Genomic DNA, 23,866 nt, shown 5'->3' with positions numbered 1-23,866 from the left:
GAGTTGTTTTACCGTGGTCAACGTGGCCGATAGTACCAACGTTAACGTGCGGTTTTACGCGTTCAAATTTTTCTTTAGACACAATTGTGTTCCTTCCTAGTTAAGATACGCCCCCTACTAGGTTAGAGGGCGCGTCCGAAGTTTGTATTTTATGCGTCAATCAACGCTGACGCAATATCAATTACGTGCGATCTGCAATAATACTGTCAGCAACGTTCTTAGGAACTTCAGCGTATTCGCTAAATTCCATAGAGTAAGATGCACGACCTTGAGTTGCTGAACGCAAATCAGTTGCGTAACCAAACATCGCAGATAGTGGAACTTGAGCACGAACGATCTTCAGACCAGCAGGGCCTTCGTCCATACCTTCGATCATGCCGCGACGACGGTTAAGGTCACCAACAACATCACCCATCCAATCTTCTGGAGTAGTTACTTCAACTTTCATCATAGGCTCAAGGATAACAGGGCTTGCTTCAAGCGCGCCTTTTCTGAATGCCATTGAACCTGCGATTTTAAACGCCATTTCGCTAGAATCGACATCGTGGTAAGAACCATCGAATAGCGTCGCTTTCACATCGAGTACTGGGTAACCCGCAAGTACACCGTTGTTCATTTGCTCTTCGATACCCTTAGCAACAGAACCAATGTAATCTTTTGGTACTGTACCGCCCACGATTTCGTCAACGAATACAAAGCCTTCACCCGGCTCTGATGGTTCGATTTTCAGCCATACGTGACCGTATTGACCGCGACCACCAGATTGGCGTACGAACTTGCCTTCTACTTCAGTGTTACCACGAATCGTTTCACGGTAAGCAACCTGAGGTTTACCAACATTACATTCTACGCTGAATTCACGCTTCATACGGTCAACGATGATGTCTAGGTGAAGTTCACCCATACCAGAGATAAGTGTCTGGCCTGACTCATCGTCGGTCTCTACACGGAAAGACGGATCTTCTGCCGCTAGTTTACCTAGCGCGATACCCATTTTCTCTTGGTCCGCCGCAGAGCGCGGTTCCACCGCGATTTGAATAACTGGCTCAGGGAATTCCATGCGCTCAAGGATAACTTTGTTGTCCTGATCACATAGAGTGTCACCTGTTGTTACGTATTTCAGACCGATAGCAGCTGCAATGTCACCCGCGCGAACTTCTTTGATCTCTTCACGCTTATTCGAGTGCATCTGTACGATACGGCCAAAACGTTCACGCTTCTCTTTAACAGAGTTGTATACCGTGTCACCCGAGTTAACCACACCAGAGTAAACACGCATAAACGTTAGGTTGCCAACGAATGGGTCAGTGGCAATTTTGAATGCCAATGCCGCAAATGGTTCGTCGTCGCTTGAGTGACGCTCAACATCATTGCCGTTCATATCTTCACCACGGATAGCTTTTACTTCCGTTGGTGATGGCAAGAATTCGATAACTGCGTCTAGTACTGCCTGAACACCTTTGTTCTTGAATGCAGAACCACAAGTCGCTAGAACGATTTCGTTGTTCAAAGTACGCTGGCGTAAACCTGCTTTAATTTCAGATTCAGACAGTTCGCCTTCTTCCAGGTACTTATCCATTAGTTCTTCAGTTGCTTCAGCAGCTGATTCAACTAGGTTTTGACGCCATTCATCTGCAAGGTCTTGCATCTCAGCTGGAATGTCTTCGTAGGTAAATGACATACCTTGATCTTCATCATTCCAGTTGATTGCCTTCATCTTGATCAGGTCAATCACGCCTTTGAATTCGTCTTCAGCACCAATATTCAATTGAATAGGCACAGGGTTTGCGCCAAGACGGTTTTTGATTTGGTCAACTACGCGTAGGAAGTCTGCACCAGCACGGTCCATCTTGTTTACGAAAACCATACGTGGAACTTCGTATTTATCAGCTTGACGCCATACAGTCTCAGACTGAGGTTCAACGCCTGAAGAGCCACAAAATACAACAACGGCACCATCAAGTACGCGCAGAGAACGTTCTACTTCAATAGTAAAGTCAACGTGTCCTGGGGTGTCAATGATGTTTACGCGGTGCTCTGGAAATTGTGCTTCCATACCACGCCAGAAGGTAGTAGTTGCAGCAGATGTGATAGTGATACCACGCTCTTGCTCCTGCTCCATCCAGTCCATGGTTGCTGCGCCGTCGTGTACTTCACCAATCTTATGAGAAAGACCAGTGTAGAACAGGATACGCTCAGTAGTAGTGGTTTTACCGGCGTCTACGTGAGCACAGATACCGATATTACGGTAACGCTCAATAGGAGTTTTACGAGCCACGATTGTATCCTCTTACTAAGGGGGTCCTTAGAGTGAAATTGGCGCGGCAGGCTAATGCCTGTCGCGCCATGGTTATTACCTGCGGGATTACCAGCGGTAATGTGCGAACGCTTTGTTCGCGTCTGCCATACGGTGAACGTCTTCACGTTTCTTAACAGCAGAACCTTTGTTGTCAGCTGCATCTAGCATTTCTGCTGCAAGACGCTGAGCCATAGATTTTTCACCACGCTTACGCGCAGCTTCAACCAACCAACGCATAGCTAGTGCGTTACGACGTACTGGACGTACTTCTACAGGCACCTGGTAAGTTGAACCACCAACACGGCGAGATTTAACCTCTACCGCTGGGCGAACGTTTTCAAGAGCTTTTTCGAATACTGCTAGGTGTTCTTCACCAGACTTGTCAGCCATTGCATCAAGTGCAGTGTAAACAATTTTCTCAGCAGTAGATTTTTTACCGTCAACCATTAGGATGTTAACGAATTTTGCCAGCAATTCAGATTTGAACTTAGGATCTGGAAGGATCTTACGCTGACCGATTACGCGACGACGTGGCATGGAAATTCTCCGTTGTCTTCTTCAGGTTATCCAAAACTTTTCAGTTTCTTCAAATATTTAAATTAATGTTTGGCCTTACTTAACGGAAATCCATTAAGACTTAGGACGCTTCACACCGTACTTAGAACGACCTTGTTTACGGTCATTTACGCCTGCACAGTCAAGTGCACCGCGAACTGTGTGGTAACGAACACCTGGAAGGTCTTTAACACGACCACCACGGATAAGAACAACACTGTGCTCTTGAAGGTTGTGGCCTTCACCGCCGATGTAAGAAGTTACTTCGAAACCGTTAGTTAGACGAACACGACATACTTTACGTAGTGCTGAGTTAGGTTTCTTAGGAGTAGTAGTGTATACACGAGTACATACACCACGTTTTTGTGGACACGCTTCTAGCGCAGGCACGTTGCTTTTAACAACTTGCTTTGCACGTGGCTTGCGTACCAGCTGGTTAATAGTTGCCATTAAATAGCTCCTGAAAATATTACTTTCGTAAATGTGAAAAATCTGCCTCCCAACAACAGGAGGACGCGAAATTTTAGGCGTCGTGCAGAAAGGTGTCAAGATCTAACCAGCGATCAATCAGATGATCATTTCTTAAACAATCTGCATTTAACTTTATGAATCATGGCGCAAGTTGGCGATCATGCCCACTTCATTTGCGTATCATGAGTGATGGTAAGCGCTACAAACCCTGTATAATCAATAACTTCAACATCAGTTGTTAGCTTATCGATTAAGCCTCTGGCACGAGCATCTTCCTGTAGCAAATAAACTTTTCGCCCAGAATTTTTTAATGTCTGGCACCAGTTATTTTCATCAATTGCCGCGACAACAGCGTCTTGAAGTAGCAAAATCACATCGTTTTCGCTGCTGTAACGCAAACAATCGGCCAGAGCTTGGCTTTGAAACGGTGAGGTCGTCACTGTATGGAGCATAATTACCTCAAAGGCAGGCGGGAAAGGTTAACTAAAATGCCAGTACGCGCTGACAACTGTGGAGTTGATTGGCTACATCCGCTTCATCAAGCACAGTCACATCAATCAATAAATCCTCTTCCGTCAGACCACGCGCGGCAAGAGACTGCTGACAAACAAACACTTGCTCAATGTCATACAGTTCCAACATTTTGAATGTCGCGATGTAATCTCGGGATAGGATTTCATTCGGTTGTTGGTGCTTCAATAATTGAAACACGCCATCACCAACAAAAAACAATTGCAGATCTTCGCTGTACGCAGAGGTTGCCAGCACCGCATCGAGCCCTTCACGGCCGCTATTGACCCCATGCGGGGCAGTTCGGAAAACAAAGCCTAACGCTTTCATAAATACTTCTGCCCTACAGGTTAAAATTGGATAACGCGATCGGCGGTTAACAGCGCTTCAGCTAAGCCCCCTAGCCCTGCTTGCTCAAAGCCATCGGCCAAGTTGGCACTGGTTAAGCCGTTTAGCTCAGCTTCTTGCTGCCCGATAATGCCACGACGCAAAGCGGCAGCAACACAAGTTTGCAGCTCGACCTTGTGCTCGTTCGCCAATGCTTGCCAAGCCGCAACCAAATCAAACTCATCCGAGGCAGGAACACTCAAGCTCGAGCCGTTGTGCACCCCATCTTGATAGAAAAACACACGGGATAGCTGATGACCTTGCGCCACTACAGCTTGAGCAAATTGGTAAGCCGAGCGCGCCGCTTGGCTACCATAAGCCGGACCATCGACCACAACGACATAGTTTAATGTCATTTATCGCCATCCTCGGTTTTACGCTGACGGATGTAGAGGTACACAGTGTGCTTCGAGATATTCAAGCGGTCTGCGACACGGTTAATCGCATCTTTAATATCGAAAATCCCTTTATCAAACAGCTCCATCACGATCTGACGGTTTTTCGCATTGTTTGATACGTTCTTATCAGCATTGATTTCTTCGATGGTACGTTCAACGGTTTGGTCCACCAGCTCATCAACGTCGCTAGCAAAGTTAACGGTCGATGCCGCTTGCTTCGCTTCGTCGGTCGGCATGAAGGATTGAAGAATTTGAGCGAACGGCGCATCCAAGTTCACGTTAATACACAACAAGCCAATGATAACGTTGTCGCCATTACGGATCGCAATGGTGATCGATTTCATCAGGCTGCCGCCTTTGGCGCGGGTAAAGTAAGCGCGAGAGAAGTTACGCTCCGAGCCTTCAATGTCACGCAGCATACGCAGTGCCAAATCGGTAATTGGCGAACCGACTTTACGACCGGTGTTTTCACCATTGGCAATTTTGATCGCCGAAGTATTAATGTCGGCTAACGAGTGAAGAACAATCTCACAAAAGGGACCAATCAGGGCAGCAAGACCATCCACCACGGCTTCGTAGGAACGTAAAATCACGTAATCGTGCTCAGTAAAAACGCGCGTTTTCACCACTTCACCTTCGACCATGACTTCAGAACCCAAGTTATCTGTAGATACCACTATCAACTCTTCCTTGCTAATACTCATATACCAATCGACACAATGCCTTATTTTACGGAGCATTATGCCGATTGGTATCAATTCCGATGCTATTTACCGATAGCATTGCAATAGTATGAGCATAATTTCAACTATTGGTAGCAAGTTTATCAGATAATTGATACGAAAAGACCCAACAAAAGTCGGGTCTTTTTCAAGTAAGGCAAGATTTGCGAATTAACGCAATTGCTTATTGTGCTGGCGCTTCTGCAGTTTCAGCTGGTGCCGCAGGTTGCTCAGGCTTAACGATGTCTAGCAGCTCAACTTCAAATACTAGAGTCGAGTTTGCAGGGATCGTTGGGTTCGCTTGAGAGCCGTATGCTAGCTCAGGCGGGATCACGAAAGTGAATTTTGAACCAACAGGCATCAATTGCACGCCTTCAGTCCAACCCGGGATCACTTGGTTTAGTGGGAAGGTTGCTGGTTGGTTACGCTTGTACGAGCTATCAAACTCAGTACCGTCAGTTAGCATACCTTTGTAGTGTACTTTTACAGTATCTGTCGCCGCAGGTTTCTCACCTTCACCTTGCGTGTCTACATGGAACAGTAGACCAGACTCAGTCTTCGTCACGCCGTCTTTTTTCTCGAACTCAGCACGGTACTCTTCACCGGCTTTTTGCGTTTTCTCTGCTTCCGCTTTCGCTTTCGCTTTCGCTTCTACGATTTCAGATACACGCTTGTCCAAGTCTTGAAGCGCTTGTTGCGTTTCTTCTTGCGTCAAACGGCTCTTGTCAGCAAATACATCGCTAACACCCGCTAGAACGTGCTCACGCTCAAGGTTCAAACCAAGCTCTTTTTGTTGCTCAAGGTTTGCCGATAGGTATTGTGCTAGTGAAGCACCGATTGCGTATGCCGCTTTTTCATCTTCAGACGCGAAAGTTGCTGGCGCTGCTTCAGCTGCCACCTGCTCTACTTTTGCAGGCTCTGCCGGTTTTGTTTCCGCCGCTTTTTCATCCTGGCAGCCTACCGCAAGCAAAATTGTTGCAGCCAAAACTGACATTTTTAGAACAGGTTTCATGTAATTCTCCATTCTCACCGAGGTTACCCTCATTACTTTTTATGCTCCGCTTTTCAACAATAGGTGTGAAAAGCATGCCATATCAATATACTAATCTCTTTCCCGATCTAACAACCGGAACTCAAGCTTAATGCGCTCAATTTCGCAAAGAATTTGCTTATTTCTGACCTTGTTCGTCCTACATGGCTGTTTTTTCAAAGGTTCAGAAGTCCAACGGTGGCAATTAGCCACAGATGGCGCGACCAGTTTCAGCCTGAGTCGCGATGGTCGCTTTGCGCTTTATTACACAAACGAACAAGGTATCGTACTGTGGGATCTGCAGCAAAACAAAAACTTAGCAAAGTTTGGTTCCCAAGATCCAGCGCACAATACCGTGATAAGCAGTGCAATTTCAGATAATAACCGCTACGCCATTACCGCCACGGCACAAAACTTCGCAGTCTGGGACTTAGCTTGGGGGCGCTCAGACGGCTTGTGGTCGATCTCTGACGGCATCATCCGTGACGTTGATATCGCCAATAACGGCCAGCATGTGGTGCTGGGGTTATCGAACGGCAAGGCACTGTACATCGACTTGGGCAGCGGACGGCGGCTAGAGTTCCTTGCCCACCGAGAAAAAGTCAATTCGGTGGCTATTTCCCCCAATGGCAAATACGTCTTATCTGGCGGAAACGACTACATCGCCTACTTTTGGGATACCCAAACCGGACAAGTACGCAATAAATTTGAACATGACTCGCGGATTAGCCGCGTCGCGCTGCAACGCGATGGTCAACTCGCCCTGACCGCTGACGGCGGCAACGAAGTGTTTATTTGGAATTTAGTGACGGGTGAGAAACAAAGCGAATTAGCAGTGCGCCTGCGCCAACAAAATCTATCGAGCGCGCGGTTTTCCGATGACGGCCAGTTAGTCGCCACAGGCACCCCCTCACGAAGAGTCGAACTTTGGGATACCCAAACGGGCGATAGCCTCGGCCGCTGGGAAGCAGCAAGCCAGCAAGATACTCGACCACCATCCGCAGTCGTGTATGATGTGGCGATTAAATCCGACGGATTAGTAATTTCCGGCGCTTCATCGGGCATAGTCCAAGCGTGGAGCACCGACTAATGAGTATTGATGCGATGACAGAAATCGAACAACTACGTGCGCAAGTCGATGAATTGGAAATGAAACAGGCGTTTCAGGATCAGACCATCGAAGAGCTGAACCAAGCCCTTACGGCGCAACAATTCCTGATTGAGCGCATGCAAGTGCAAATGAAGTTTCTGGTTGAGAAACAAAAAGGCAGCCAGACCTCTAACCTTGCCGACGAATCAGAAGAAACCCCACCGCCGCATTATTAATAACCCAAGATCAAAAACGGGAAGCCAAGGCTTCCCGTTTTTTATGCTTAATCAGAAATTAAGACTTAGTGTGAGCAGCAACCGCCTTCGCTTTTACCTTCACCACCACAGCAGCCACCTTCGTGTGCGTGATCGTGACCGTGGTCGTCGCCACAGCTACCGCCGCCACAACAACCGCCACCTTGGTGGATATGACCGTGCTCAGCTTCTTCTGCTGTTGCTTCACGTAGTGCTACGATTTCTACGTCGAAAGATAGCGTTTGACCAGCAAGCATGTGGTTACCGTCAACCACTACGTGGTCGCCGTCAACTTCAGTTACTTCTACAGGGATAGGACCTTGGTCAGTATCCGCTAGGAAGCGCATACCTACAGTGATTTCGTCTACACCTTGGAATACGTCTGCAGGAACACGCTGAACCATCTCAGCCATGTGCTCGCCGTACGCTTCTTCAGGAGAAACTGTCACTTCAAATTTGTCGCCAGCTTCACGACCTTCAAGTGCTTTCTCAAGACCTACGATTAGGTTGTTGTGACCGTGTAGGTAATCTAGTGGGGCTTCAGTCGTTGACTGATCAACAACTACACCGTCTTCGGTTTTCACTTGATAAGCCAAGCTTACTACGATGTCTTTAGTGACTTTCATGGTTACTCCAAGTTTGAGTAGGGTGCAAAGTGAGCATGATACCTAAATTCAGCACCATAAGCACAATGGATTTTTTTGCCACTACTCTGGCTTAAAAATACCAATGACCTGTTCAGATTTGTCATTGGCAATGTGTTCATTATCTTGCGCTGACTTTGGCAAACGACGATCGGTATGATGACACGCAACGCATTCCACCATCTCGATGTTATTTTCTTGCCACCAGCGCAACGTATCTTGTTGCTGGCATGCAGGGCAAACCGCACCTGCAATAAAACGTTTCTTCGCCATATTACTTTCCCTATACCACGGTCGGGTATTGCAGCCGATTTTGCGACCACACTCAATCAGGTTCAGTCCCAACCGTTATGTCGTTCACGTTCACCGCGCATTTCCCGATCAAAAATGTCTTCAAGCTCTTTACGTGCTTCCTTCGCCCGCGTCGCTAAGTGGACATCTTCAGAATGCTGCGGCAACAGCTCGCGTAGCGCTTCGGCATCCAATTTACTGAATCGCGATGCCGCTCTGGTTGCTTGGTACGGGTGCATACCCAGAGATATAAGGGTCTGCCGTCCTAAATCAAGGGCACCTGCAAAAGTTTCTCGTGAAAAATTTTCGACCCCGTGACTGAGCAATTGGTGCGCTTCAACCCGACTCCGCGCCCGCGCCATCACTTTCAAGTTCGGAAAATAGTGCTGACACAACTCCACCACTTCCATCACTTCACTCGGCTCATCAGTACAGATGATGATCGCCTCTGCCTTATCAGCCCCTGCAGCCCGCAGTAAATCTAACTGGGTGGCGTCACCGTAATAGACTTTATAGCCAAAGTTACGCAAGAACTGGATATGGCTTGGGTCGCGCTCCAATACCGTGACCCGAATTTTATTGGCAAACATCAAGCGCCCCACGACCTGACCAAAACGGCCAAAGCCCGCGATGATCACCCGAGGTTCACGGTCAACCACATCACTTTCCATCTCAGAAGCATCGGCTTGGAAACGGTAAGTAAACCAGCGGTTTTGCATTAACAATAACAATGGCGTGGTCATCATCGACAGACTGACAATCACTAATAAGAAACTCGTTAACTGCTGACCTAATAACCCTTCGCCTTGAGCGGCAGTAAACAACACAAAACCAAACTCGCCCCCTTGGCTTAAAATCGCTGCCATTTGGCTACGGGATTTAGCACGGATCCCAAACAGACGCGCCAAGCCGTAAAGCAGCATCCCTTTGAGTACCACCAAGCCAATCACGGCCGCTAAAATTAATAACGGATATTGCAGCAACAACCCAAGGTTAACTGCCATCCCGACCGAGATAAAAAACAGACCCAGCAATAACCCTTTAAACGGCTCAATCGCGATTTCCAGTTCATGACGATATTCACTTTCAGCCAGTAAGACACCCGCTAAGAAAGTACCCAGCGCCATCGATAAGCCGAGTGATTGCATGCCGACCGCAATACCAATCACCAGAAGAAGCGCCGCGACATTGAACAGCTCACGCACCCCACTCATGACGACCCAACGGAACAAAGGGCGTAACAAGAAATGACCGCCGACCAAGAGCACAATGATGCCCCCGACCATCCAAACAAAGTCCAGCCAACTACCACCGCCGCCACCCGCGAGCACAGGTAAAAACGCTAACATCGGGATCACCGCGATATCTTGAAACAGCAACACCGCAAATCCAGATTGTCCTGTTTCACTGCCCGCGAGCCCTTGCTCTTCAATCACTCGCAGTGCAATCGCGGTAGATGACAACGCCAGCCCCATCCCTACCACTAAGGCATCTTGCCAGCTGATATTCATGACCACGCCCGTTGATGTTGCGCTGCCGCTCGCCAGCATTAAGGCAATCACCATCATCACGGCGGTGATCACTAAACACGTCACCACCACTTGTCCGCCGCCTAAGCCCAAAATGGGTTTGCGCATCTGCCATAGCTTTTTAGGGTTAAGCTCAAGCCCAATCAAGAACAACAGTAACACCACCCCAAATTCAGAGAAGTGCAAAATGGCATCGACATCGGAAATCAGCCCCAACCCCCACGGACCAATCGCTATCCCCGCTAATAAATACCCCAGTACCGAGCCCAAGCCTAGCCGCTGAGCAATCGGCACCGCGACCACCGCAGAGGCTAAAAACACCACACTCACAGAGAGCAAATCATTCGCCATGCTCTCCCCCTTGTGATGCAGATAACTCGCCAAACGGGTTAATCAACCAATCGTGGTACTGCTTGGCATGCACGGCACGCTCACCGCTAGGGATCCGCCGCGCCCAGTGCAATACCAATGGCGGCAGCCAATGCATCTGACAAAGATCGGCGGTGAGTTCGAACGGTTTAAGAATGTCGTGGATACTGGCACGGTTATAGCCATCTGGCGTATAGGCTTCCGCAGCACCGCCTGTAGTGATCACCGAGCGGCAATATTTACCTTGCAGCGCATTACCATCACCGTGAGCGTACCCTTTGCCAAGCACCACATCGATCCATTCTTTCATTAATGCTGGGCACGAATACATATAAAGAGGGTGTTGAAAAACGAGGATATCGTGCTGTTCAAGTAACGCATGTTCACGCGCCACATCAATGAAGAAGTCAGGATAAGTACCGTAGAGATCATGTACGGTGACATGCGGTAGACCGAGGATCGCCGACACCATTTCCGCATTTGCCAGCGATGCTTGCGGATCGGGGTGGGCGTAAAGCACCAAAATCTTGGGTGGTGTGTGTAAACTCATAACACTCCCTGTGTTATTGCGACATCCAATAGCGCCAGCCACGCTATTATTTTCTGTATTTTCACCATCATACCGAATTATGGCACAAAGGGATCAGCCAATTTCCCCACGCGCTTGGTTTGGTATCCCTTAGAGATTGGTATAGACTGCCGCAAGTTATTGGCAGTTTATTCTGGAGCGGGCTCTGTCCCCCGACAACCATCGATGATTACCTTTTCTGATATTCAACTTTTACGCGGCGGGAAGATCCTGCTTGATCAAGCTACAGCCACCATCCATCCGGGCGACAAAGTCGGTCTAGTGGGCAAAAATGGCTGTGGTAAATCTACCCTTTTCGCTTTGCTAAAAGGTGAACTCAGCCTAGATGCGGGTAATCACCAATTCCCAGCTAACTGGGAGCTGGCATGGGTGGCACAGGAAACCCCAGCGCTTGAGCGCAGCGCGATCGAATACGTGATTGACGGTGACCGTGAATACCGTGAGCTTGAACGCCAGCTAGCCGCTGCAGAGGCAGCAGATAACGGCAACCGCGTTGCCGAGCTTCATGGCAAACTGGAAACCATTGGCGGTTACAGCATCAATGCTCGTGCCTCCGAGCTGCTTAACGGCTTAGGTTTCTCACAAGAGCAAATGCAGTGGAACCTGACACAATTCTCAGGTGGTTGGCGAATGCGCCTAAACTTGGCACAAGCTCTGCTGTGCCGCTCTGATCTATTGCTACTCGATGAACCGACCAACCACTTGGACTTGGATGCGGTACTGTGGCTAGAAAAATGGCTGCAAAACTACCGAGGCACGCTGGTACTGATCTCGCACGACCGCGATTTCCTTGATCCTGTCGTGAACCGTATCATCCACGTTGAAAACCAACGCTTGAATGAGTACACGGGTAACTACTCCTCGTTTGAAAACCAACGAGCAGAAAAGCTGGTGCTGCAACAAGCCATGTTCCAAAAGCAGCAAAAGCAAATGGCGCACATGCAGTCGTACATCGACCGCTTCCGATACAAAGCCAGTAAAGCACGCCAAGCGCAAAGCCGTATTAAAGCCCTAGAGCGAATGGAAAAAGTGCTCCCCGCACAATTTGATAACCCATTTAGCTTTGAGTTTCGTGAGCCAAGCGCCCTGCCGAATCCCATCATGATGATGGACGAAGTTGCAGCAGGCTACGGCGACAACATGATTTTGGAAAAAATCCGCCTGAACCTTGTTCCGGGTAGCCGTATTGGTCTCTTGGGTCGTAACGGCGCGGGTAAATCGACTCTGATCAAACTCCTATCGGGCGATCTTCCTACCAAAGCAGGCGATCTTACCTACTCGCAAGGGGTGAAGATTGGTTACTTTGCCCAACACCAACTTGAGACTCTGTACCTTGACGATACCCCAGTGCAACACATGGCGCGTATCGCCCCGCAATCTACCGAACAGCAATTGCGTGATTACCTCGGTAGCTTTGGTTTTATCGGTGATAAAGCGTTAGAAAAAGTCGGTCCTTTCTCGGGCGGTGAAAAAGCGCGTTTGGTACTGGCCTTGATTGTGTGGCAACGCCCTAATCTATTGCTACTCGATGAACCAACTAACCACCTCGACTTAGATATGCGCCAAGCCCTGACGCTGGCATTGCAATCTTACGAAGGGGCGATGGTTATCGTCAGCCACGACCGTTACCTACTGCGTGCAACAACCGATGATCTATATCTGGTTCACGACCGCCAAGTGGCACCCTTTAACGGTGATTTAGACGATTACCACAAATGGCTAACCGAGCAACAACGCAACGAGCGTCGTGAGCAACAGGCGACCAAGCCTGAAACCAACAAAGACAACAGCGCAGCTTCGCGCAAAGAGCAAAAACGATTAGAGGCGGAGTTCCGTAAACTAACGGCGCCACTGCGCAAGCAAATCACCAAGCTTGAAACTCAGATGGACAAGCTCAATGCCACCATCGCTGATGCTGAAACCCAGCTTAGCGATACCAGCATCTACGAAGCTGAAAACAAGGCACGTCTTAACGAGCAGCTGCAACGCCAAGCCGAAGCTAAGTCGAGCCTTGAAGATGTCGAAATGGAGTGGATGGACTGCCAAGAACAACTCGAAGCCATGGAGCAACAACATGCCAACGGCTAATACTTTCGAGCAACACGCCTTCGCTCATCAAGCATTTTGGGATTTCAGCTACGACCATTACTTCAAAGCCGATGTCGAAGCCGCTTGCTTGGCACTGCAAACCTTTCATCATGGCAGCGTAAACTTCGCACTGCTGATGCTATGGCTTGATAGCCAACACGTAATACTGAGTGCAGATCAGCGTCATCGCTTGCAACAGAGCTTACAACCGACCGATGGTTTGCTACAGGATTACCGTGCAATGCGCCGCGCGCTCAAACCGCAGTTGGATGACGCTGGCTATCAGCAGCTTAAAGACTTTGAACTCAAAGTCGAACGCCAGCAACAGCACGACTTGATAGCCCATTTAAACCAAATGACATTGCAAGCCGTAACACCAGATGAACCCGCAACCAACTTGGCGCGCTATTGCCAATCGATTGGAGCGTTGGCGTTGATGGATAAACTATTGGCTCGTTAAAGCACGAGCCTAACTTGCGGCAATATCGGCAACAAGGCAGCGACCTTGTCGATGACCAAATAACAACACATAAGGAACCACGCATGACCACGGCTTTTACCCCTGCGAAAGGGCTCAGTAACCCGCATCTGCAAACCTTATTACCGCGTTTTTTGCGTCGTACGCCGCTGTTTACCCCTCATACCGAACGATTAGAAACCTCCGATGGTGATTTTCTCGATATTGCTTGGACCGATGTGCCCACCAATAGCAAACCCAATCAGCCGATCCTGGTTCTGTTCCACGGCTTAGAGGGTAGCTTTCATAGCCCCTACGCCAACGGATTACTCCACGCCGCCCAACAACAAGGCTGGCTTGGGGTGATGATGCACTTTCGCGGCTGTAGCGGCGAAATCAATCGCGTCGCACGCAGTTATCACTCCGGTGAAACCAGCGATGCGCGTTTCTTTATCCAATGGCTACGCCAGCAATTCCCTACCGCGCCTTTACTCGCTGTAGGGGTATCGCTAGGTGGAAATATGTTGGTCAACTATCTCGCAGAATACGGCGACGATAGTCAACTGACCGCCGCACAAGTCATTTCCCCACCACTGGATTTAAATGCCTGTGCTGAGCGGATCGAGCAAGGCTTTTCTAAGGTCTACAAACAATACCTACTCAGTTCGATGAAAAAGAACTTGAGCCAGAAAATTGCCCTGCTTCCTGAAGCCATGCCGCTCGCAGCCCATCACGTTGCCAATATTCGCACCTTGCGCCAGTTTGACGATCAGGTCACCGCACCATTGCACGGTTATCAAGATGCCAGCGACTACTACCAGCGCTGCAGTGGCTTACCGCGTTTGCATCAGGTCACTATTCCGCTGCGAGTGATCCACGCCGCTGACGACCCCTTCATGACCACCGACGTGATACCAGCGCAGCCGCTGCCCGCTCACATCGACTATCACCTGAGTGAAAAAGGCGGTCATGTCGGGTTTGTTACTGGTTCGTGGCGCAACCCAAGCTTTTGGTTAGAGAGCACAGTACCGCACTGGTTTAGTCGCTTCGTTTAAGCACTTTCCGCCGTTCTTGCCAAACACTCACAGGCTTGTGTTGACCCAAGCCTGTTAACCAACTCGCTTGCCAACCACCCTCCATCCGCTTGATAATGTTATCAACGCCCGCAATCAAAGCAGTCACTATGATTATTCCTTGGCAAGACATCGCCCCAGAAACCTTAGATAACTTAATCGAACACTTTGTGCTTCGTGAAGGCACCGACTACGGTGAACAAGAATTGAGCCTGGCACAAAAAGTCGCTCACGTCCGCCAGCAACTCGCCAATGGCGATGCGGTAGTGATGTACTCAGAGCTACACGAATCGGTCGATATTAAGCTTCGTCGAGATCTCAAAATCTAATTTCGTCTCAGCTTTGCCCTTGCACTCATCGCAACATCCTGTTAATAACTGATCGTTAATCTTAACGACAGGGTTTGTCATGTCTGCAAAACATCCCATTATTGCAGTAACAGGGTCATCGGGGGCAGGCACCTCGACCACCTCTGAAGCCTTCCGCAAAATGTTCAATATGATGGGCATTAACGCCGCTTGGCTGGAAGGTGATAGCTTCCACCGCTTTACTCGTCCGGAAATGGATGTCGAGATCCGTAAAGCCAAAGAGCAAGGGCGCCACATCAGCTACTTTGGTCCTCAAGCCAACGACTTCGCTCAGCTTGAACAATTCTTCCGACAGTATGGCGAAGACAGTAGCGGCAAGTTCCGCCGTTATCTCCATACCTTTGATGAGGCGGTGCCTTACAACCAAATGCCGGGGACCTTCACCCCGTGGCAAGAGCTACCCGAAAATACCGATGTGCTGTTCTATGAAGGGCTGCACGGCGGTGTGGTGGATGGTGAAATCAATGCTGCTCAGCATGTCGATTTACTGATCGGCATGGTACCGATTGTTAACTTGGAGTGGATCCAAAAGATCGTGCGTGATACTCGCGATCGTGGTCATTCCCGTGAAGCGGTGATGGAGTCCATCGTTCGTTCAATGGACGATTACCTCAACTACATTACCCCACAGTTTTCGCGTACCCACATTAACTTCCAGCGCGTACCCACAGTTGATACTTCCAATCCACTCAGTGCTAAGGCGATCCCAAGCTTGGATGAAAGCTTCGTGGTGATCCGCTTTCGGGGGATCAAAAACGTCGACTTCCCGTATTTACTGTCGATGATCCAAGGGTCTTTTATGTCGCGTCACAATACCTTGGTGGTACCGGGCGGTAAGATGAGTTTTGCGATGGAGTTGATCATGCGACCACTGATCCAGCAACTGATTGAAACCGGTAAGATAAGCTGACTATTGGCGTCAACAAGTCGCAATAGAGATAAGAACGGAGAAGACTGGCTTCTCCGTTTTTTTATGCTCATTAGGGATAGCTTTATGCTGCGACAACTTGGTAAGAATGGGTTAATTCGACCCCTTCACCAAGCATCAAACATACCGAGCAGTATTTTTCGAGTGAGTCAGAAACCGTTTTAGCCACCAAGGCTTCATCCAGATCGGTTCCTGTCACCACAAAGTGTAAATTGGCGGTGGTAAAAATTCGTGGCGCGGTTTCGCGACGTACCGACGAGATTTGGGCCTCACAGCCACTAATTTTCTGCCCTGCGGATTGTAAACCATCCACCACATCCACCGAGCTACAGCCACCCGCGGCGATCAATACCAGCTCCATCGGACTTGGCGCTTTTTCGCCGCCATTGCCGTCCATTACTACGCTATGACCAGAATTTGACTGACCTAAAAAGGTCATTCCTTCTACCCATTTTACTCGCGATTGCATTGCCTTCTCCTTGTCGTTTTCGCGCCATTTTTTGACTATCTCACAACGGTGTGATCATGTGCACACTTATGAGTAGAAAATGACGATTTCAGATAGATCAATATCAAGAAATACGGGACGAAAAAAGTTAAACTCTCAATTAATTATTCAAGTGAGCTTGCAGCCCAGCGGCTGACTTAATATCCTAACCAGCGAGCAATTCTATTGTTAGGCCCAGACTGAAATTATAGGGACGTCGTTGTTGGGCAACAAACGCAGAGGAAGTTAGTAATATGGTTCCAGGTAAACCTCAAACAGATCCAACCCTAGAGTGGTTTCTTTCACATTGCCACATTCACAAGTACCCATCTAAAAGCACTTTGATTCATGCTGGTGAGAAAGCAGAAACCCTCTACTACATCGTGAAAGGTTCTGTTGCTGTTCTGATCAAGGATGAAGAAGGCAAAGAGATGATTCTGTCTTACCTTAACCAAGGTGACTTCATCGGTGAACTAGGTCTATTTGAAGAAGGCCAAGAGCGTACTGCTTGGGTTCGTGCTAAGACTCCTTGTGAAGTAGCGGAAATCTCGTTCAAGAAATTCCGTCAACTTATCCAAGTTAACCCTGATATCTTGATGCGCCTGTCAGCTCAAATGGCAAACCGCCTACAAGTGACCAGCCAAAAAGTGGGTGACCTTGCATTCCTAGACGTAACGGGTCGTATCGCACAGACGCTACTTAACCTAGCAAAACAACCTGACGCGATGACTCACCCAGACGGCATGCAAATCAAGATCACTCGTCAAGAAATCGGCCAAATCGTGGGTTGTTCTCGCGAAACCGTTGGTCGTATTCTGAAGATGCTAGAAGAGCAAAACCTAATTTCTGCTCACGGCAAGACTATCGTGGTTTACGGTACTCGCTAAGCCTAGCCTCTTTCGAGCGACATTGTGAAAGCCGCCTTTGGGCGGCTTTTTTTATATCGCAATTTGTTCGCTCTCTGCCATCATGACAATATCGCGACAAAAGTCGAAAGTGCCAAACTGGTCACTCTTTATCCACTTGCCTTGTTCGCCCCCTTTGCTACATTGTGCATAGCAGTTGTATTGCTTTTGCGCATACAACCAATGGGACTCAGTAGCAGGTGACGATATGGATATCGAACGTTTTTCTCCCCACTCCACCACGCGCAATACGCCTCTAGTCGCGCCACTTCCACCGACAGTGGAAATGACCGGCTTCAGCGGTAAACGTCATTACCTTGAACAATTGCTCGCCATCAGTAACGACACACCGCGCGATCGCGAAGAAGGTCGTTGGTCACCCCCACTAGAAGGTTTGTATTAAGCGCCTTGGTCTTATCATTGACCAAATAACAACAAAGCGGCAATGACCTCTCACTGCCGCTTTAACACTGTGACACTCGCCTTGTTGATAACAAGCAATTAGCTATCTGTGCTTTCAAAAATCTTATCGGCCGAGGCCGCCACGAACCCCGTGTATAACTCACCATCTTCACCAGGGTAGCGCTTGGCAAATTCGTAGAACCCACCTGGAATTTCTCGCACCCCATCTAAGAACGCCACCGGCACTCTATCAGCCATGGTTGCAGATTGCTCAAGCATCTCTTGCGGACTGCCTTTCACTTCACCCCCCGACTTATTGATGGCAAAGCCATTGTGCTCCAACAAGTGATTCACCTCTGCGACCTCAGTAAACTGCTCAAGCTGATTAATACTGACCGTAAAGTGATTCGCGCCAAAGCCGTGAGCGGCCAACCAACCAGCATACTCACTTTCTGCGGCCAATAACTCATAAGTCGCAAAGTCGACATCCCATAACCGCCCACCGTACAAGAAGGCTGGGTCTTTCATCGCTTGCTCCGGTACTTGCTCAATCAGACTACGCACCGTTTGCTGTAGCAGCGAAGAACACTGGCCCACCAGCAATTCACTGATAAAGACTTTTGGCGCAGCAGGATTGGGGTGTTCAAAGTGCTCGGCATAAAGCTTTTTCGCTTCAAAATGATAGGTACCGCAAGGCTTGTAGCCAATGGCGATAAAAGGAGCAGCCAGCACGTCTAACCCAACCCGAGGTAGATTAAAGGTACGCAATGCAATGTGATCGTTGAGCAAAGGTTCATCTTCGGTCAGTAAGTCATGCACCTGATCAGCCGACGGGCACAGGCGCTCAATATAGTCTTGCCACAAATGGTTAAACAGCTGCTCTACTCTTTCCATGATGCGATCTTCCCCTGCTGATAACAGCGGCAACCCCAAGTGGCTGCCGCTTTTGACGATTAACTCAATTACAGTGTAATACCTGGTGATAATTGTGCGGGTAATTCCGTTTGTTCTCCTTCCATGGAGGCCATCGGATATGCACAGTAATCAGCGGCGTAGTAAGCACTTGGGCGAAGGTTACCCGATGCTCCCGGTCCACCAAACGGGGCGTCACCGCTGGCGCCTGTTAGCTGGCGGTTGCGGTTCACGATCCCAGCACGGATATGGTCGATAAAATACTGCCATTCGTCATCATTGGTGGACACCAAGCCTGCCGATAAGCCATAGCGAGTATCATTCGCCATCGCTACCGCTTGTGGTAAGTCACGGTAGCGCACTACTTGCAGTAGCGGTCCGAAATACTCTTCATCGGGCAACTTGGCGATCTTACTGACTTCGATGATCGCCGGAGTCACAATCGCCCCTTGACCACGTTTGGCTGCCAGCAAAACTTCACCGCCTAAATTCACCAAATTAGTTTGCGCGGCAATGATGCCATCAGCGGCACGCTCGGAGATCTGCGGTCCCATAAATGGCGCAGGATCGGCAAACGGACCATCGACCCGCAATTTGGCACTCGCTTCTACCAAGCGATTCAGTACTGCATCCCCTTCTTCACCAAGCGGCAAATACAAACGGCGCGCACAAGTACAACGCTGCCCCGCACTGATAAACGCGGATTGAATAATGGTGTACACCGTCGCATCAAGATCGCCGTGATCTTTGGCGATCACCATAGGGTTGTTACCGCCCATTTCCAGCGCCAGCATTTTGCCCGGTTGACCAGCAAACTGACGGTGCAGCAAATGCCCCGTATTCGCACTACCTGTAAACAAGAGCCCATCAATGCCTGTAGAGCCAGCTAAAGCTTCACCGGTCGCGCGCGCGCCTTGCACTAAGTTAATGACCCCGGAAGGCAATCCGGCTTGTTGCCACAGCTTCATCGCCAGCTCAGCCGTCTTAGGGGTAAGCTCAGACGGCTTAAACACCACGGTATTACCCGCTAGCAGTGCTGGCACGATATGACCATTAGGTAGATGTCCAGGGAAGTTATACGGACCAAACACCGCCATCACCCCGAGCGGGCGATGACGCAGAACTGCATTGGTTGCCCCTGCGACTTCTTTTTGTTTGTAACCGGTACGCTCGTTATAAGCCCGCACCGATATTGCTATCTTACCTACCATGGCACCCGCTTCAGTGCGAGTCTCCCACAGGGGTTTACCGGTTTCCTCAGCAATAGTGATAGCGATAGTTTCGCTGTGCTCTTTAAGCAGCTCAGCATACTTTTCTACCACAGCCTGACGCTCCGCCAATGACGTATGATGCCATTGCAATAAAGCGTCGCGAGCACTCGATACAGCCTGCTCTACCTGCTCTGCGGTTGCAGCATCGCCTTGCCAAATTACCTCATTGTCAAACGGATTAAGAGAAGTGAGTGGCTCGCCTTGGCCTGTAACCCAATGTCCAGCAATCCAATGTACTGCGCGTGAATCTGTCATCCTGCTTCCCCTTCCGTTATTGTCTGATCAAGCGCACCATGTCGCCTTGTTGGAGTTGTAGTGCCTGCGCCATGTCGCTGTTCACAATCGCCACATTACGTTCGCCATCCACCGCTACTTTACCGACCGTGGCACGAAAGTTTTCCAACGAGGTATTACTGATTAAGTAATCATGGGAGCTACTGTGCTCGCCAATTTCAACACGGCAACGTTGTGAGTGACGCACCGATTCCACATTGCGGACTTCACACTCCACCATAGGACCGGCATCAAAAATATTGACGTAACCTCGGAAAGTGAAGCCTTCTTGCTCTAATAAGCGCAGTGCAGGGGCTGTTTTCTCGTGCACTTGCCCAATCACAGCTTGGGCTTCATCACTCAGCAAGTTGACGTAGATCGGTAGCTTCGGCATTAAGTCAGCAATAAAGCCTTTGGCACCAATCCCAGTTAGGTAATCGGCTTCGGTGAAATCAATCGAGAAGAAGTGCTCTTTGAGCCACTCCCAAAATGGCGAGTGCCCTTCTTCATCCGACACCCCACGCATTTCAGCAATCACGGTCGGTGAGAAACGCTCAGGATATTCAGCCATCATCAAAAAACGGGCTTTTGACAGCAGACGACCGTTGAGACCGTGGCGCCATTCTGGGCGCAAGAACAAGGTACAAAGCTCACTGTGCCCAGTGTAATTATTTCCAAAGGTCAGTAGTTTCACCACGTTATGGACGTTCAAACGACGCGAAGCATGCACCACAGTACTTAAGTGATAAGTATAAAACGGGGTATCCAACCCAATGGCGGCCTCAATGCCCGTCGTACCCGCCACTTCACCGGTTTCCGTGTCTTCCGCGACCATCAAATAGCCTTCGGTACCCACTTCGGTAACATGTTTGGCAAAACTCTGTTCAGAGTGTGCAATACGATTCCGCAACATCGCTTCATTGACCGGCAGTGAAGTAAATCCGTGACCGGACTCCTCAGCACAGTGCATGAGCGCAGAATAATCAGTTGCAGTAATAGGACGAATAACCAGCATCGAACTCCCTCCTGATGCAGGTAGCGATAAAGATCGCTAACGTGAGATTGAACATGACTTTGCCATTGGCAAAGCGTTACAGCCATCAAGCTCCTGCCAATGACTGCCCCTTTTGAGATTGGGCGACAGAGATGCCGCCCCGAAATGTAAAATTAAGCTTGATACAATTTAGCTATCGCATTTTCCAAGCGTGCTAACCCTTGCTCGACTTCCTCTTTGCTGATCACTAATGACGGTGTAAAGCGCACTACATTGGTTCCCGCCACCAGTACCATTAATCCTTCTTCGCCCGCCGCGATCAACACATCACGCGCACGGCCTTGCCATCCGTCATTTAGCGCCGCACCAAGTAGCAGCCCTTTGCCGCGAATTTCTGAGAAAATTGGGTACTTGGCGTTAATCGCCGCCAAACCATCGCGGAACCATTGTTCACGCTCTTTAACCCCAGCTAACACTTCAGGCTTGGTGACTTCATCGATCACCGCTTCCGCCACCGCACAAGCCAGTGGATTGCCACCATAGGTCGAACCATGCGTGCCGACTTTAAGGTGAGTTGCCAGCTCAGCGGTAGTCAACATCGCCCCAATCGGGAAACCACCACCGAGTGATTTCGCGGTGCTGAGAATATCTGGTGTTACACCTAAACCTTGGTAAGCGTAAAACTCACCAGTACGACCATTACCGGTTTGCACTTCATCAAAGATCAACAATGCATTGTGCTTATCACACAACTCGCGCACGCCTTGAAGAAATTCAGCCGTTGGTGACACGATGCCACCTTCGCCTTGCAGTGGCTCCATCATTACCGCACAAGTGCGATCTGACATATGGGCAGCCAAAGCTTGTAGATCGTTATAAGGAAGATGCGTGACATCCCCCGGCTTAGGACCAAAGCCGTCGGAGTAAGCCGCCTGTCCGCCCACAGTAACAGTGAAGAAAGTGCGCCCGTGGAAGCCTTGAGTAAAGGCAATAATTTCTGATTTCTCGCTACCAAATTTGTCGGCAGCATAACGACGTGCCAGTTTCAGCGCCGCTTCGTTAGCTTCGGCGCCAGAGTTTGCAAAGAAGACTTTCTCTGCAAAGCTATGTTCGGTGAGTTTTTTCGCCAACCGCAGTGCTGGCTCGTTGGTCATCACATTACTCAAATGCCATAGCTTGTCTGCTTGGCTTTTCAGTGCGTCAACCATGACCGGATGGCAATGTCCTAAACAACTCACGGCAATGCCACCCGCAAAGTCGATATATTCACGATCGTTTTGATCCCATACCCGCGAACCCAGCCCTTTCACTGGGATGATTTGCATTGGGGAATAACAAGGCACCATGACCTCATCGAATAACTGACGTTCTACTTTTTGTTCCATTGCCATCACACTTTCCTTCTGTGTATACCGCCTTAAGCATAGTATTTACATTTTATTAACGAATTCCAATAGCAGAAAATTCTTTTTCACTATCAAAAATCTGCGAGCTTCCGATTAGAGTTAGATATTTATGCGAGGAATTAGCGGATTTATTAACCCTTGATGGATAAATACTGTCTTTCCTTCAGGGAAACAAAACGTGCAACTAAGCAACAAGGCCTGTTATGGCAAGGGATAACAAGAGTAAAGGCAAGCAAATAGCAGAAGGAGAGAAAATAGATAGTGATGAATTCTGTCAGATCAGCAGAATATGCTAGCGCATAACTTTTCCGCCTACTTTATCGGCAAAAAGTAGAACATTTGTTAACAATAGTGAGATAGATCTCGCTTCTGAAGCCCATTTTTAGCTCTATTTAAGGCGCGAAAAGTGCGCCACAGCAGCAAATATCCCTTAGCGTTGTAGGAAGTTTGCCAGCAATTGATGACCTTGCTCGGTCAAAATGCTTTCAGGGTGAAATTGAACGCCTTCCAACGGCAAGGTTTTATGGGCAATCCCCATGATTTCGTCAAACTCACCGTCGCGTTCGGTCCAAGCGGTGATTTCAAAACAATCGGGCAAGGTGTCCGCTTTCACCACCAGCGAATGGTAACGTGTCACGGTTAATGGATTATTGAGCCCTGCAAATACACTGCGGTTCGTGTGTACCACGGGGGAGGTTTTACCGTGCATCACTTCGCGGGCGCGTACTACATCACCACCAAAGACTTGCGCTATTGATTGATGACCTAAGCACACCCCTAAAATCGGTAACTTACCCGCAAAATGTTCAATCGCTGCCAGCGAAATCCCCGCTTCATTAGGCGTACAAGGCCCTGGCGAGATCACAAGGTGAGAAGGATTTAATGCCGCAATACCAGCCAGATCGATCTCATCGTTTCTAACTACCTTGACCTCAGCGCCCAGCTCACAAAAGTACTGGTATAGGTTATAGGTAAACGAATCATAATTGTCGATCATCAACAGCATTGCATTACATCCTTACTGGGCACGGAGGTTATTTTGCAAATCCTATCCCGAAAGGCAAGGCAAATCGCGGTCTGGCGGAGGCTTGTTGTCATCCTTTGCTGTAATTATTCATATCTTACACACAAACTTAAAAATATTTTAATTTATCAAATTTAGTT

Annotated in this window: 28 protein-coding genes; 9 read left to right on the top strand and 19 right to left on the bottom strand. The window is 48.9% G+C overall.

The window, feature by feature from the left end; genetic code table 11:
* Positions 1–181 precede the first annotated feature (181 nt).
* The 8 genes from fusA to fkpA form a co-directional block, all read right to left on the bottom strand.
* A complete protein-coding gene (gene fusA / locus A3K86_RS09180; RefSeq protein WP_068330597.1) occupies positions 182–2,278 on the bottom strand; it encodes an elongation factor G in 2,097 nt (698 codons plus the stop codon).
* Between the two features lie 87 nt (positions 2,279–2,365).
* A complete protein-coding gene (rpsG, locus tag A3K86_RS09175; RefSeq protein WP_068330596.1) occupies positions 2,366–2,836 on the bottom strand; it encodes a 30S ribosomal protein S7 in 471 nt (156 codons plus the stop codon).
* 93 nt (positions 2,837–2,929) lie between these two features.
* Positions 2,930–3,304 carry a 30S ribosomal protein S12 gene (gene rpsL, locus A3K86_RS09170; protein WP_004399892.1) on the bottom strand — a complete coding sequence of 125 codons (375 nt, stop codon included), beginning with the start codon at positions 3,302–3,304 and terminating at the stop codon, positions 2,930–2,932.
* A gap of 179 nt (positions 3,305–3,483) precedes the next feature.
* Entirely contained in the window at positions 3,484–3,777 is a 294-nt protein-coding gene (tusB, locus tag A3K86_RS09165) for a sulfurtransferase complex subunit TusB (protein ID WP_068330595.1), read from the bottom strand.
* Between the two features lie 31 nt (positions 3,778–3,808).
* Entirely contained in the window at positions 3,809–4,165 is a 357-nt protein-coding gene (gene tusC, locus A3K86_RS09160) for a sulfurtransferase complex subunit TusC (protein WP_068330594.1), read from the bottom strand.
* Between the two features lie 20 nt (positions 4,166–4,185).
* Positions 4,186–4,578: a sulfurtransferase complex subunit TusD gene (gene tusD / locus A3K86_RS09155; protein WP_068330593.1), complete on the bottom strand. Its 393-nt coding sequence runs from the start codon at positions 4,576–4,578 to the stop codon at positions 4,186–4,188.
* Positions 4,575–5,264, bottom strand: coding sequence for a helix-turn-helix transcriptional regulator (locus A3K86_RS09150; protein WP_415860033.1), 690 nt, complete (start codon positions 5,262–5,264; stop codon positions 4,575–4,577). Before A3K86_RS09150 ends, tusD begins: the two co-directional genes overlap by 4 nt.
* Before the next feature lie 262 nt (positions 5,265–5,526).
* The gene (gene fkpA, locus A3K86_RS09145; protein WP_068330591.1) at positions 5,527–6,354 is read right to left on the bottom strand and encodes an FKBP-type peptidyl-prolyl cis-trans isomerase; all 828 of its coding nucleotides are present in this window, start codon (positions 6,352–6,354) and stop codon (positions 5,527–5,529) included.
* A gap of 130 nt (positions 6,355–6,484) precedes the next feature.
* Between fkpA and A3K86_RS09140 the strand changes: the two genes are divergently transcribed.
* Both A3K86_RS09140 and A3K86_RS09135 read left to right on the top strand, forming a co-directional pair.
* Positions 6,485–7,462 carry a WD40 repeat domain-containing protein gene (locus A3K86_RS09140; protein WP_068330590.1) on the top strand — a complete coding sequence of 326 codons (978 nt, stop codon included), beginning with the start codon at positions 6,485–6,487 and terminating at the stop codon, positions 7,460–7,462.
* Positions 7,463–7,476: 14 nt separating this feature from the next.
* Positions 7,477–7,698, top strand: coding sequence for a SlyX family protein (locus A3K86_RS09135; protein ID WP_068330613.1), 222 nt, complete (start codon positions 7,477–7,479; stop codon positions 7,696–7,698).
* A gap of 65 nt (positions 7,699–7,763) precedes the next feature.
* On the opposite strand, the gene slyD is transcribed toward A3K86_RS09135, so the two are convergent.
* The 4 genes from slyD to kefG form a co-directional block, all read right to left on the bottom strand.
* Complete coding sequence (gene slyD, locus A3K86_RS09130; RefSeq protein ID WP_068330589.1) at positions 7,764–8,342, bottom strand: peptidylprolyl isomerase; 579 nt, start codon at positions 8,340–8,342, stop codon at positions 7,764–7,766.
* 81 nt (positions 8,343–8,423) lie between these two features.
* On the bottom strand, positions 8,424–8,633 hold the full coding sequence (locus A3K86_RS09125; protein ID WP_068330588.1) for a YheV family putative zinc ribbon protein: 210 nt from the start codon (positions 8,631–8,633) through the stop codon (positions 8,424–8,426).
* A 62-nt stretch (positions 8,634–8,695) separates the two neighbouring features.
* A complete protein-coding gene (gene kefB / locus A3K86_RS09120; protein WP_068330587.1) occupies positions 8,696–10,531 on the bottom strand; it encodes a glutathione-regulated potassium-efflux system protein KefB in 1,836 nt (611 codons plus the stop codon).
* On the bottom strand, positions 10,521–11,099 hold the full coding sequence (kefG, locus tag A3K86_RS09115; protein ID WP_068330586.1) for a glutathione-regulated potassium-efflux system ancillary protein KefG: 579 nt from the start codon (positions 11,097–11,099) through the stop codon (positions 10,521–10,523). The genes kefB and kefG overlap by 11 nt, the downstream gene beginning before the upstream one ends.
* A 204-nt stretch (positions 11,100–11,303) precedes the next feature.
* On the opposite strand from kefG, the gene A3K86_RS09110 reads away from it, so the two are divergent.
* The 3 genes from A3K86_RS09110 to A3K86_RS09100 all read left to right on the top strand — a co-directional run bounded on the left by A3K86_RS09110 (position 11,304) and on the right by A3K86_RS09100 (position 14,738).
* The gene (locus A3K86_RS09110) at positions 11,304–13,226 is read left to right on the top strand and encodes an ABC transporter ATP-binding protein (RefSeq protein ID WP_068330585.1); all 1,923 of its coding nucleotides are present in this window, start codon (positions 11,304–11,306) and stop codon (positions 13,224–13,226) included.
* Positions 13,213–13,686, top strand: coding sequence for a TIGR02444 family protein (locus A3K86_RS09105; RefSeq protein ID WP_068330584.1), 474 nt, complete (start codon positions 13,213–13,215; stop codon positions 13,684–13,686). Before A3K86_RS09110 ends, A3K86_RS09105 begins: the two co-directional genes overlap by 14 nt.
* An 83-nt stretch (positions 13,687–13,769) precedes the next feature.
* Complete coding sequence (locus A3K86_RS09100) at positions 13,770–14,738, top strand: hydrolase (RefSeq protein WP_068330583.1); 969 nt, start codon at positions 13,770–13,772, stop codon at positions 14,736–14,738.
* Here A3K86_RS09100 and A3K86_RS22655 read toward each other — a convergent pair.
* The gene (locus A3K86_RS22655; RefSeq protein WP_157599461.1) at positions 14,722–14,865 is read right to left on the bottom strand and encodes a hypothetical protein; all 144 of its coding nucleotides are present in this window, start codon (positions 14,863–14,865) and stop codon (positions 14,722–14,724) included. The genes A3K86_RS09100 and A3K86_RS22655 overlap by 17 nt on opposite strands.
* Before the next feature lies 1 nt (position 14,866).
* Here A3K86_RS22655 and A3K86_RS09095 point away from each other — a divergent pair, with 1 nt between their 5' ends.
* Together A3K86_RS09095 and A3K86_RS09090 are read left to right on the top strand one after the other, a co-directional pair.
* Complete coding sequence (locus tag A3K86_RS09095; RefSeq protein ID WP_068330582.1) at positions 14,867–15,085, top strand: YheU family protein; 219 nt, start codon at positions 14,867–14,869, stop codon at positions 15,083–15,085.
* 79 nt (positions 15,086–15,164) lie between these two features.
* On the top strand, positions 15,165–16,034 hold the full coding sequence (locus A3K86_RS09090) for a phosphoribulokinase (RefSeq protein ID WP_068330581.1): 870 nt from the start codon (positions 15,165–15,167) through the stop codon (positions 16,032–16,034).
* An 82-nt stretch (positions 16,035–16,116) separates the two neighbouring features.
* Here the strand turns inward: A3K86_RS09090 and A3K86_RS09085 are convergent, their stop codons facing one another.
* Positions 16,117–16,521 (bottom strand): OsmC family protein, encoded by a 405-nt coding sequence (locus A3K86_RS09085; protein ID WP_068330580.1) that lies wholly within the window; start codon positions 16,519–16,521, stop codon positions 16,117–16,119.
* Positions 16,522–16,793: 272 nt separating this feature from the next.
* Here A3K86_RS09085 and crp point away from each other — a divergent pair, with 272 nt between their 5' ends.
* Both crp and A3K86_RS09075 read left to right on the top strand, forming a co-directional pair.
* Positions 16,794–17,426: a cAMP-activated global transcriptional regulator CRP gene (gene crp, locus A3K86_RS09080; protein WP_068330579.1), complete on the top strand. Its 633-nt coding sequence runs from the start codon at positions 16,794–16,796 to the stop codon at positions 17,424–17,426.
* A gap of 226 nt (positions 17,427–17,652) precedes the next feature.
* A complete protein-coding gene (locus A3K86_RS09075) occupies positions 17,653–17,847 on the top strand; it encodes a hypothetical protein (RefSeq protein ID WP_068330578.1) in 195 nt (64 codons plus the stop codon).
* 98 nt (positions 17,848–17,945) lie between these two features.
* Here A3K86_RS09075 and A3K86_RS09070 read toward each other — a convergent pair whose 3' ends face one another.
* The 5 genes from A3K86_RS09070 to A3K86_RS09050 form a co-directional block, all read right to left on the bottom strand.
* Entirely contained in the window at positions 17,946–18,740 is a 795-nt protein-coding gene (locus A3K86_RS09070; RefSeq protein ID WP_068330612.1) for a DUF1338 domain-containing protein, read from the bottom strand.
* 68 nt (positions 18,741–18,808) lie between these two features.
* A complete protein-coding gene (gene astD / locus A3K86_RS09065) occupies positions 18,809–20,284 on the bottom strand; it encodes a succinylglutamate-semialdehyde dehydrogenase (protein WP_068330577.1) in 1,476 nt (491 codons plus the stop codon).
* Between the two features lie 16 nt (positions 20,285–20,300).
* Positions 20,301–21,317, bottom strand: coding sequence for an arginine N-succinyltransferase (gene astA / locus A3K86_RS09060; protein WP_068330576.1), 1,017 nt, complete (start codon positions 21,315–21,317; stop codon positions 20,301–20,303).
* 152 nt (positions 21,318–21,469) lie between these two features.
* Positions 21,470–22,687, bottom strand: a complete 1,218-nt coding sequence (locus tag A3K86_RS09055; RefSeq protein ID WP_068330575.1) for an aspartate aminotransferase family protein — start codon at positions 22,685–22,687, stop codon at positions 21,470–21,472.
* Positions 22,688–23,132: 445 nt separating this feature from the next.
* Positions 23,133–23,708 (bottom strand): aminodeoxychorismate/anthranilate synthase component II, encoded by a 576-nt coding sequence (locus A3K86_RS09050; RefSeq protein ID WP_068330574.1) that lies wholly within the window; start codon positions 23,706–23,708, stop codon positions 23,133–23,135.
* Positions 23,709–23,866: the final 158 nt, after the last annotated feature.

Source organism: Photobacterium jeanii, from assembly GCF_001650345.1.
Taxonomy (GTDB): Bacteria; Pseudomonadota; Gammaproteobacteria; order Enterobacterales; family Vibrionaceae; genus Photobacterium; species Photobacterium jeanii.
This window is presented reverse-complemented; position numbering and strand designations above follow the sequence as displayed.

Coding starts and splice junctions, on each gene's coding strand:
- rpsG (WP_068330596.1), bottom strand. CDS start 2,836: ATGCCACGTCGTCGCGTAATCGGTCAGCGTAAGATCCTTCCAGATCCT.
- astA (WP_068330576.1), bottom strand. CDS start 21,317: ATGCTGGTTATTCGTCCTATTACTGCAACTGATTATTCTGCGCTCATG.
- A3K86_RS09125 (WP_068330588.1), bottom strand. CDS start 8,633: ATGGCGAAGAAACGTTTTATTGCAGGTGCGGTTTGCCCTGCATGCCAG.
- A3K86_RS09085 (WP_068330580.1), bottom strand. CDS start 16,521: ATGCAATCGCGAGTAAAATGGGTAGAAGGAATGACCTTTTTAGGTCAG.
- A3K86_RS09105 (WP_068330584.1), top strand. CDS start 13,213: ATGCCAACGGCTAATACTTTCGAGCAACACGCCTTCGCTCATCAAGCA.
- A3K86_RS09110 (WP_068330585.1), top strand. CDS start 11,304: ATGATTACCTTTTCTGATATTCAACTTTTACGCGGCGGGAAGATCCTG.
- A3K86_RS09070 (WP_068330612.1), bottom strand. CDS start 18,740: ATGGAAAGAGTAGAGCAGCTGTTTAACCATTTGTGGCAAGACTATATT.
- fkpA (WP_068330591.1), bottom strand. CDS start 6,354: ATGAAACCTGTTCTAAAAATGTCAGTTTTGGCTGCAACAATTTTGCTT.
- kefB (WP_068330587.1), bottom strand. CDS start 10,531: ATGGCGAATGATTTGCTCTCTGTGAGTGTGGTGTTTTTAGCCTCTGCG.
- rpsL (WP_004399892.1), bottom strand. CDS start 3,304: ATGGCAACTATTAACCAGCTGGTACGCAAGCCACGTGCAAAGCAAGTT.
- tusC (WP_068330594.1), bottom strand. CDS start 4,165: ATGAAAGCGTTAGGCTTTGTTTTCCGAACTGCCCCGCATGGGGTCAAT.
- A3K86_RS09135 (WP_068330613.1), top strand. CDS start 7,477: ATGACAGAAATCGAACAACTACGTGCGCAAGTCGATGAATTGGAAATG.
- A3K86_RS09055 (WP_068330575.1), bottom strand. CDS start 22,687: ATGGCAATGGAACAAAAAGTAGAACGTCAGTTATTCGATGAGGTCATG.
- A3K86_RS09100 (WP_068330583.1), top strand. CDS start 13,770: ATGACCACGGCTTTTACCCCTGCGAAAGGGCTCAGTAACCCGCATCTG.
- tusB (WP_068330595.1), bottom strand. CDS start 3,777: ATGCTCCATACAGTGACGACCTCACCGTTTCAAAGCCAAGCTCTGGCC.
- A3K86_RS09150 (WP_415860033.1), bottom strand. CDS start 5,264: ATGGTCGAAGGTGAAGTGGTGAAAACGCGCGTTTTTACTGAGCACGAT.
- A3K86_RS09090 (WP_068330581.1), top strand. CDS start 15,165: ATGTCTGCAAAACATCCCATTATTGCAGTAACAGGGTCATCGGGGGCA.
- kefG (WP_068330586.1), bottom strand. CDS start 11,099: ATGAGTTTACACACACCACCCAAGATTTTGGTGCTTTACGCCCACCCC.
- astD (WP_068330577.1), bottom strand. CDS start 20,284: ATGACAGATTCACGCGCAGTACATTGGATTGCTGGACATTGGGTTACA.
- tusD (WP_068330593.1), bottom strand. CDS start 4,578: ATGACATTAAACTATGTCGTTGTGGTCGATGGTCCGGCTTATGGTAGC.
- crp (WP_068330579.1), top strand. CDS start 16,794: ATGGTTCCAGGTAAACCTCAAACAGATCCAACCCTAGAGTGGTTTCTT.
- A3K86_RS09075 (WP_068330578.1), top strand. CDS start 17,653: ATGGATATCGAACGTTTTTCTCCCCACTCCACCACGCGCAATACGCCT.
- slyD (WP_068330589.1), bottom strand. CDS start 8,342: ATGAAAGTCACTAAAGACATCGTAGTAAGCTTGGCTTATCAAGTGAAA.
- A3K86_RS09050 (WP_068330574.1), bottom strand. CDS start 23,708: ATGCTGTTGATGATCGACAATTATGATTCGTTTACCTATAACCTATAC.
- A3K86_RS09095 (WP_068330582.1), top strand. CDS start 14,867: ATGATTATTCCTTGGCAAGACATCGCCCCAGAAACCTTAGATAACTTA.
- A3K86_RS09140 (WP_068330590.1), top strand. CDS start 6,485: ATGCGCTCAATTTCGCAAAGAATTTGCTTATTTCTGACCTTGTTCGTC.